Origin of the sequence: Bacillus sp. EKM501B, from assembly GCF_011800505.1 — a bacterium.
Lineage (GTDB): Bacteria > Bacillota > Bacilli > Bacillales > Bacillaceae_G > Bacillus_A > Bacillus_A cereus.
In genome coordinates this window covers 1-8,566 of record NZ_JAALFZ010000040.1, presented here as the reverse complement: position 1 = coordinate 8,566, position 8,566 = coordinate 1, and the positions used below count along the sequence as shown (strand labels likewise).

Genomic DNA, 8,566 nt, shown 5'->3' with positions numbered 1-8,566 from the left:
GTTGGGACCTTGTCCCTGTGAGAGTAGGACGTCGCCAAGCAACTTTAAGACGAGTCAGAATGACTCGTCTTTTTTGTATGCTTTCATACCTCTATCAATTGCATTTTTAACCCCTTCTAAATAAGAAAATCCATATTTTTTATCTGGCTCTAAGTAAGTTCCTTCCGCCCACTCGTTCCATGCGTTAATAAATAAAAACTCGCTGTTATAAAAAGAGTAAGTCCGATGAATTTGCTTGCTTAAATATATGGTGAACTTTTCAGGGGTAGAACCTACAAAGATGCTGCTATTCGCGTTTTTACGTCGTGCAGTATTATCCCAATCAACAAAAGCACCAGGAAATGTTTTTTTCTTTGGGAGCGATCGTTGTAATATATACATCCATACTTTATCGTAGTCCCAAACGTTTAATTGCATATCAGAATCATATATTACCTTATTTATGTCTGAAGAGCTATCATGGGCAATTGTATAGAAAGGTTCAAACTGAATGCTAGCATCGAATCCATTTATATTAGGTAGTGGAAAACTGTTTAATGTTTCAGCAAAGTATATACCTTTTAAACCATTTTCTCGCGCTAATGCATTCCAGTAATTAAGCATTTTTTCACAATCAGGAATATGTCCTGGACGATAAATAATGAATAGAGGTTTATCATCTATATAAATATATCTCTCATCTTGGAAAGCCTGTAATAAATAATCAAAGTGTTCCTTCCAATCAGATATATCTCCGTAGTCTTGAGGCATTAATATATGTTTATCGAGACCATCCCAAGATTTTGTCCATGGTTCATTTGCCCAAGAAAGACAAAAAGGGAAGTCAGGTTCTTTCATCTTTAGTACCTCATTAAAGGGTGTTTCTAATAGTCTTTTTCCTTTAAACCAGTAATGATAATAACAAAAACCATATATACCGTATGCTTTAGCGATTTTTGCTTGCCACTTTCTTACGGAGGGGGTAGTTAAGTCGTAATAAAAATCTTGATAAGGTTCCCTAGGTTGATAATGTCCTGAAAATAAAGGTCGTGCACTTTTAGTATTTGTCCATTCAGTAAATCCTTTCCCCCACCATCGATCATTTTCTTTAATTTGATGGAATTGTGGTAAGTAAAAAGCGATTATTTTCAAGTTATATCCCCCTCGTGTTTTTCGTAGTTCAAGTGTTGGGAAGTTATTCTTGATTTGGTGAAGCAATTTTAAAATAAGAGATATGTTATCTGTTTACTGTTTTTTTTTATGGTATGTATTGGATTTTTTAAGCTTACTTAATAAGAGAGTATTAGGTAATTTGATATATATCTGAAATAGAAAGTACTTTTCGTCATGAAATTTATTACGTTGAATGAAAGGAATTAAATTTTTTGAAGGACAAAGAGGGCCTGTGGTAATCGATTTACATCATCAAAAAAGTCTTGTAGCTTTAAATATTTCTCATAATGATTTTCAATATAAGTCCTAGGTATAACGGTTTCTCCGTAAAAACTACTATTTCTAACATCCCCTGCACCAGTAGGGCTATGAACAAATTTGCCGTTTTCATAATCCGAGATGGCGCGATGTATATCTGGAAAAGCTTGAGATAAAGTTTTATGCCATCCTGTTTGAATTAATTCAGGATGTTCTTGGAATTGTTGACAAAAATCAAGAAAATAGCGCGCTTGTGTTGTTGCGATGAAGATTCCACCAGGGCGAAGAACTCTTGAAAATTCTTTTACCCAATTTTCGGCAGTTGCTTCGGATAAATGTGAGAATACAGAATAAGCGAATATGATATCTAATGAATTGTCGCTAATAAAATCTACAGGGGGATGTGGGCTTGCTGTTTTATATATCCCTCTTCCTAGTGTTTCATTACAAAGTGTGATCATCGCAGGATCGACATCAATGCCAAGTAAATTTTGATCAGAGGCATCTTTAAATAAGAAGCGTATAATTCTTCCCCATCCGCATCCGAAGTCTAAAACTTTACTTTCTTTATTCAAGGGAACTCCTAAATTTTGGGCGTATTCTTTTATATGGCTATAAAACAAATATGCTTCGTAAAGAGCATGTTCATAGGAAGCACCTACAAATTGTTTTTGAATTTCTTCAGTAGGAAACATAGGTACGGGAACCCCATTTATCGTTGTTTGTGAACAACTTTGTATAAATAAATTTAGAAGTTCGGCATCAGATAGTGAATTAACAAGATGATCAAAATCACTTCCTAACTTAAAGTTATTCATTTGTTAAACCTCCGAATTATATAGTGATTAAACTTTATTTTCTTGCTTTTTACTAATGAAAACATGTAAAAATTCAGCATCTAACCCTAGTGATCTATCCTTTTGTAAATAAACAATTGTATACATGTTTGCATGTGTATAAATATATTCAATCATATCCTGCCCCCAATCGAACGTTACTAAAGATCCATTCTCATCAATAGGGTTTCCATGATAAATGGGCTCTTCAATATATTCAATCACCTCTTTATTCATTCTTGCTCTTTGCACAGTTTTTGTGAGTGTATGATACCAAGGGACAGTAAATACATGAGCACCGCCAGGTTTCAATACTCGTTCTATTTCTTTAAAGGCTTTGTTTGGCGTCATTACATGCTCAAAAACGTCTTGAGTAATGAATAAATCAAAAGATTCATTTTCAAAAGTCATGTCTTCTAAGTTCTCACATCTAATACCTTGAAAGTATTGGCCAAGAGGATAATTTCTAAAGTATTGAGAATAAGTATAGTTTTTACAGTTTTTTAATAGTAGCTGAGTCGTAATTCCTCCAGGAGAGGATTCGTGAATATTATAGGAATCCCATTTTGGAAAAAATGTATGTAAAGCATGGATTAAAGCTCGCTGCCTTGGTATAGAGTTACATGTAGAACATAAATAATGATCTCTAAGCCAATCATTATGCTCTATAAATGTAGCTTTCTTTTCGCAAATAACGCAGTACCCATTATTGTGTTTCAAATTGATTTCCACACGATATCCCTCCTATGTTAATAAATGCAATCTATGTATGGAAAGTATGATACACGTCAACAATCGGCGAAATTAAAGGAAATGGGTGAAAGTTAGGTATCTCTTAAAATTACGATTAGGAGAAGGGAATAATTAGTTGGAGAGAACTCCCACTCGAATTAAAGTTTCACTTTATGCTATGCGATGTATCAGCTTTTATTCGTGGAAAAATGTATAGACTTAAAATATCCCTTTCGTGTATGGGTACATTTCAAAATCCTGTGCGTATATTTCTGTAACTAAATCCATAGTTTCTTTATCATAAAAGCTTTCGTATGTTGGAAATCGGGGAAAGCCTGGATCTGTAATGCTAAGTTCTGCATAGCTTCCTGCATAAATCATCTTGTGAGCACGATGATGATCTGAATTTGTAAAAAGTGCTAAAGGGGATTTCATCAAATCGTACATGTGCTCCATCTTGGTGATTTGTGTATTAAAATCTTCTAAAGGAATATAGCATTGAATGAAATTTTCTTCACCAGGGACGTATTGTTGACTAAAATGTATATCTAAAGCTAGGGAATTGGAATCGAATGCCTGAACGTAATATAAAAATTGTTTAAATGATATTCCTTGATTACTATATTTATCATTATAAAAATAATGACGGATGCTTTCCCATTGTGGGCTAGCATATGGATTGTCAGCAAGTAATAAAAATGAGCTGACAGCTCTTGTATAAGGATTTCGTACAAGTTTACAAACATTTTTTTTAGCCTCTAGAAGACTATTTTGTAATTGTTGAATGTAATTTGTACTGTTTTTATACACCCAGAACTCATAGTAATGAATAAAGTCATTGTATTTCTTTGCTTCAGTAAATAATCCAATTTGAAAAAAGAACCAATTAGCTAATGAGGTGCATCCGCTTCTATGACTCCAAAATAGTATAAGGGGAAAGTCTTTATGGTAATGCGGAATTCGATCTTTATGTAGGATTACATGATTTAAAAGTTCTTGATTTATATTTTTCATGAGTTTAGCGCTCCTTTTTTGAGAACTTTGTGTATGTAGAAGCTTTTTTATGGGGTAAACAAGTGAGGATTGTTTATTAAATATATTCATGGGGATGAGTAAATATTATGAGTGTTTTTGCAGTCAACCTGAATAAGGAAGCTATTATAAAATGAAAATAGAAAATAAAGATAATGAAAATTTATAACAAACATACAATGATAAGAGGATGAATAATCAAAATGATCCAGTTTATTTGTGTATATTTTTAAGTTTGACGATAGGAAAAATTTATTACTAGAGAGATGATATTATGAGGAAGAATAATTATTTAATAGTAGGTGGAAATAGTTTCATTGGTATCAACCTCGCATTGGGTTTATTGAAACAGGGGCAAAATGTAAAAGTATTTTCCAGACATATAAATAATTTTCCTCAAAATATTATAAGTGAAGTTGAATTTATTAAAGGTGATTTAGAAAATGTTGAGGATATATATAAGGCTTTAGTGAATATAGATATTATTATTTATTTAGCTGCGACGTCTAACGTAGCAACTTCAATTGAAGATGTTTTCGGTGATATTAATAGCAGTCTATTTTTTCTTAATTTCATGGAAAGTGTTAAAGATTTTCGTATTAAAAAAATTATATTGGCTTCTTCGGGAGGCACAGTTTATGGTGAACCTGAATATTTGCCTATTGATGAGAAACATCCATTAAGACCACTTTCCCCGTATGGAATAACAAAAGTTTCGCTGGAGAATTATTTGTATTTTTATAAGAGAAAATATGGAATAGATTATGTTGTATGTAGATATTCTAATCCGTATGGAAAATACCAAAACCCCTTAAAAAAAGTAGGGGCGATAAATTGTTTTTTGTACCAGCATCTCAGTAATGAAAGGATTCATATATATGGGAATCCGGAGGAAATTATTAGAGATTATATTTATATCGATGATTTAGTTGAAATTACTATACAACTAGCACAATTAAATCAATTGAAATCTTGCGTATACAACATAGGGAGTGGCAAAGGTCTTTCTTTAAAACGAATTATAGTGGAATTAGAGAAAATAACAGAAAGAAAAGTGGATTTTATCTGTTACAAACAAAAACAAGAGAACGTTCAAAAAATCATTTTAAATATTGATAAGGTAAAACAAGAATTGAATTGGGAACCTAAAATAGATTTTAAACATGGGATTAGATTAAATAAGCTATGGATTGAAGAGTTCTTATATAGTAAAAAATAATAACCCACACTCTACTTGTATATAAGCAGAGCGTGGGTTATTAATTTACTTCTTTTTCTATAACCCAAAGGTCTTGATGTTCCCACCAAAATCCTTCAGTATACTTTTTGATAATTGGGTTATGGGGTAATAATTTAATTTTGTCACACACGTAAGAGGGACTAACTATCGTTTGTCCGTATTGATTCACATCTAAATCGAATTGTTCACTAGAAGAGAGAAACCAATAGCCCTTTTCATTTAAATTTGGAAACCCGAAGTATTTTTTGCTTTGATAGCCATGGGTTGTGAAAATGAATAAACCACCAGGTGAAACAGCGTTATACAATGTTTGCAGCCAACGAAACCAAGTTGTATCAGGCATATGAGAGAAAAAGGATAGACAAAAAACGATATCGTACGTAGAGGAGTCCAATTTTAACTGTTCAGGCTCAGGATGAGATAATATAGAAGAATTATTTAATTTGTTTTCAATAAAGGAAATAGCCTCTTCGTGTATATCGCAAGCGGTTATACTCAAATTCGCTTGTAGATTTAATAAATGACGTGTTACGCAGCCGTATCCGGATGCAAATTCTAACAATTTAATTGGATTGACTGTAGGAGGATAAAGGGAAGTAATTAAGTTTAAGAGTATTTGTGCTGAGTTTTGCCCATCTTTAAAGTAATAATCTATCGCTTCTTTTTTTGATGGGAAGACGGGATTAGTGACAATGAACTGAAAGATATGATCCTCAGGATGGATACTTGCATTTACATTATAGCTGTGTGCGATTTGAGAAATTAAATCTTTATGTTCCTCTATAAAGTCTTTCAAAGAGTATTCCCCCTTAAATAATAGTAGCGCCTTACAAGAGATATTGATGGTATAGAAAGCACACGTTTAAATTTTTAAGTATGTTTTAAGATACTTTCTATATGTATACATTTTCATTTTAGAAATGTCGTCGATAGTAAATTTTTCTTTAATGAAATTTTGCATTTGCACAACTTCATTGTAATGGGAGTATGAATCTTCTGTTCTCGTTACGCTATTTAAATGTCGTCTATGATAGTTTAAGGGGGCTGGATTGAAGTAAATATCTCCCTCTGTAAGAAGAGAAACATAGAAGAACCAGTCGCCAGCTATTTTGAACTTCTCTAACTGTTTTTCCGTTTTCTTCATATCTATATTTTTAAAAACTACACTTGAAACATTAGGTATAGTGTTTTTGATAAGTAACGTATCTTGTATTTCTTCGACGCCTTTTCGAAAATAGGGGGCTTTCCATTTTTCTTTATCGATATCATTTGTGTAATTTAAATAATGATTAGCCAATACATTTCCTTGTTCATCTATTTGTTTTGATTGTGTGTAACTTAAGGTAATATTGTTATTTATATAAAACCCCTGTATCACCTCTTGTAAAAATGTCTTATCGCATAAGTCATCGGCCTCTGCGATCCAAATATAATCACCAGTTGCTGCAGAGACTCCTTTTATCCATTGTTTAAATACAGAACTAGAGTTTTTATCATTAATAATCTGTTGAACCTTCAGGTGGGTCTTATTTTCTTTTGAAAGCAGCTTTTTAAAAGTTGATACGCTATGATCAGTGGAGGCATCGTCTAAGAAAATTAGTTCGTAAAGAGGGTAGGTTTGGTTTAATATTGATTCGATTCGATCAGGTAAGTATTTTTCATAATTATAGTTCGGTATGATTACACTTATCTTTTTGTAATTATGTTCGAGAAGATCTAGTAATTGATAAATGTAATTAAGAAAATTGAAGTTTTTTTCGATAAGTTCTTGGCCAAAGCTTCCCTTTTGTAATCGTAATCCCTCATCATGAATAAATTCATATATTTTTTCTAGCATTTTGGGTAAATTTAAAAAGTCTACTAAGGCACCAGTTTTTTCTGTAACAACATCTTCAAAACCTCCAGCATTTTTAAACCCTATAACAGGAAGTTTTGCATCTAATGCTTCTAAAACAACATTTGGAAAAGGATCTTCCCTTGAAGTTAATAAGTATAAGTCAGCCCCAGCGTTATATAATCCGATATCGGGAGTAGGATCGACTAATGTGAAATGTGCTTTATATTTAGGGGGCAGTGTATTCAGGAATTGAACGTCTGTTCTCCCTACCCAAATGAAATGAATATCCTTGTGAGTCTTTCTTACTGAGTAAGAGATAAGTGAGAATAAATCTATCCCTTTCCGATAATCTGCGAAGCCTACACCCAAGATGATTTTGCTATCTAGAGGCAGGTTAAGCTTCTTACGTAACTCATTTCTAGCTTTTGCAATATTGTTCTTATAAGGATTGTGGTTAAACAAACCTTGAGGGAGAATGTGACATTTTTGAGGATCCAATTCAGTGATTGTACGAAATTTTTCATATACGTATTGTGAAGGGAAGACAACTTTGTAAGCAAATTCAGCGATGTTTTTAGCTTTCCCTTCAGCAGAGTACTGTTGTATTAAATGCGGTAATTCATGTATTAATGAAACAACTTTTATATTTTGTCTAGCTAGTAATGCGACGATATCGCCACTTATGACAGTGCTACATATGGCGAGGGTAAAATTCTGTGATAATAAATCCTTTATTAATAATTCGACCTTTTCTTCTGTTTGATAACCTTGCTCGAGACAATAAACAGGACCGTACTTTTGAAAATCGGGAATTAAAATACCGGATCCAATAGAAATAATTGCAACAGAGTAATCAAAGTTTTCTTTAAGAGCCTTAATAGTATGTAAAGAAAGTAGCTGTGCTCCGTGGAAATGGGCATCATGGGATACATAAATTATCTTTTTATTAACATGCATTTCATAACGCCTCCTAAGGGTATTAGATTTCTTTCCCTTTTTTAAAGGTAAAGAAGAGAAGTGTTTTATTTATAATCCCCCTAGAGATGAGCAGGAGGGAGAACGTACTAAAAGAAAAAATACTATCCTTAATATATATTTACTTGGTCTCACATTCATTCTTTAGAAAAGTATTAGTATTAAGTTAGAGAGTGTAGGCTGCAGATTGTTAATTTGAATACATAAGTTTAAGAAGTTCTAAGGATGTGTTAGAAATTAAGAGAGGGCAAAGCTTTTATGATTTATAAAATAAAAAAGATAAAAGGTATTGACGATTGATCTACAGGGGTGTAATATAGAACAAGTCGCCGATGACAATAACGTCGAAAGCGACAAACGAAATAAAAAACTTAGTTGACATTGAAAGATGAAAATGTTAACATAAGGAAGTCGCAAATGAGCGGCTAAGTAGTTCTTTGAAAACTGAACGAAACAAACAACGTGAAACGTCAATTTTTATTTTAGATGCTAGACAAACTAACT

General features: G+C 32.6%; 7 protein-coding genes. 1 reads left to right on the top strand and 6 read right to left on the bottom strand.

Translation table 11 applies throughout. The annotated features are described in order from the left end of the window. Positions 1-54 precede the first annotated feature (54 nt). The 4 genes from HFD78_RS28715 to HFD78_RS28700 all read right to left on the bottom strand — a co-directional run bounded on the left by HFD78_RS28715 (position 55) and on the right by HFD78_RS28700 (position 3,992). A complete protein-coding gene (locus HFD78_RS28715; RefSeq protein WP_000690999.1) occupies positions 55-1,131 on the bottom strand; it encodes a glycosyltransferase WbsX family protein in 1,077 nt (358 codons plus the stop codon). 224 nt (positions 1,132-1,355) lie between these two features. Further along, positions 1,356-2,228, bottom strand: a complete 873-nt coding sequence (locus HFD78_RS28710) for a class I SAM-dependent methyltransferase (RefSeq protein ID WP_001058694.1) — start codon at positions 2,226-2,228, stop codon at positions 1,356-1,358. Positions 2,229-2,255: 27 nt separating this feature from the next. Continuing rightward, positions 2,256-2,978, bottom strand: coding sequence for a class I SAM-dependent methyltransferase (locus HFD78_RS28705; RefSeq protein WP_000405118.1), 723 nt, complete (start codon positions 2,976-2,978; stop codon positions 2,256-2,258). Positions 2,979-3,197: 219 nt separating this feature from the next. After that, positions 3,198-3,992: a sulfotransferase family 2 domain-containing protein gene (locus tag HFD78_RS28700; protein ID WP_000790055.1), complete on the bottom strand. Its 795-nt coding sequence runs from the start codon at positions 3,990-3,992 to the stop codon at positions 3,198-3,200. Between the two features lie 292 nt (positions 3,993-4,284). On the opposite strand from HFD78_RS28700, the gene HFD78_RS28695 reads away from it, so the two are divergent. Further along, entirely contained in the window at positions 4,285-5,229 is a 945-nt protein-coding gene (locus HFD78_RS28695) for an NAD-dependent epimerase/dehydratase family protein (RefSeq protein ID WP_001230827.1), read from the top strand. Between the two features lie 40 nt (positions 5,230-5,269). On the opposite strand, the gene HFD78_RS28690 is transcribed toward HFD78_RS28695, so the two are convergent. Together HFD78_RS28690 and HFD78_RS28685 are read right to left on the bottom strand one after the other, a co-directional pair. After that, on the bottom strand, positions 5,270-6,046 hold the full coding sequence (locus HFD78_RS28690; protein WP_000651241.1) for a class I SAM-dependent methyltransferase: 777 nt from the start codon (positions 6,044-6,046) through the stop codon (positions 5,270-5,272). Between the two features lie 66 nt (positions 6,047-6,112). Next, a complete protein-coding gene (locus HFD78_RS28685) occupies positions 6,113-8,044 on the bottom strand; it encodes a glycosyltransferase (protein ID WP_000558378.1) in 1,932 nt (643 codons plus the stop codon). Positions 8,045-8,566: the final 522 nt, after the last annotated feature.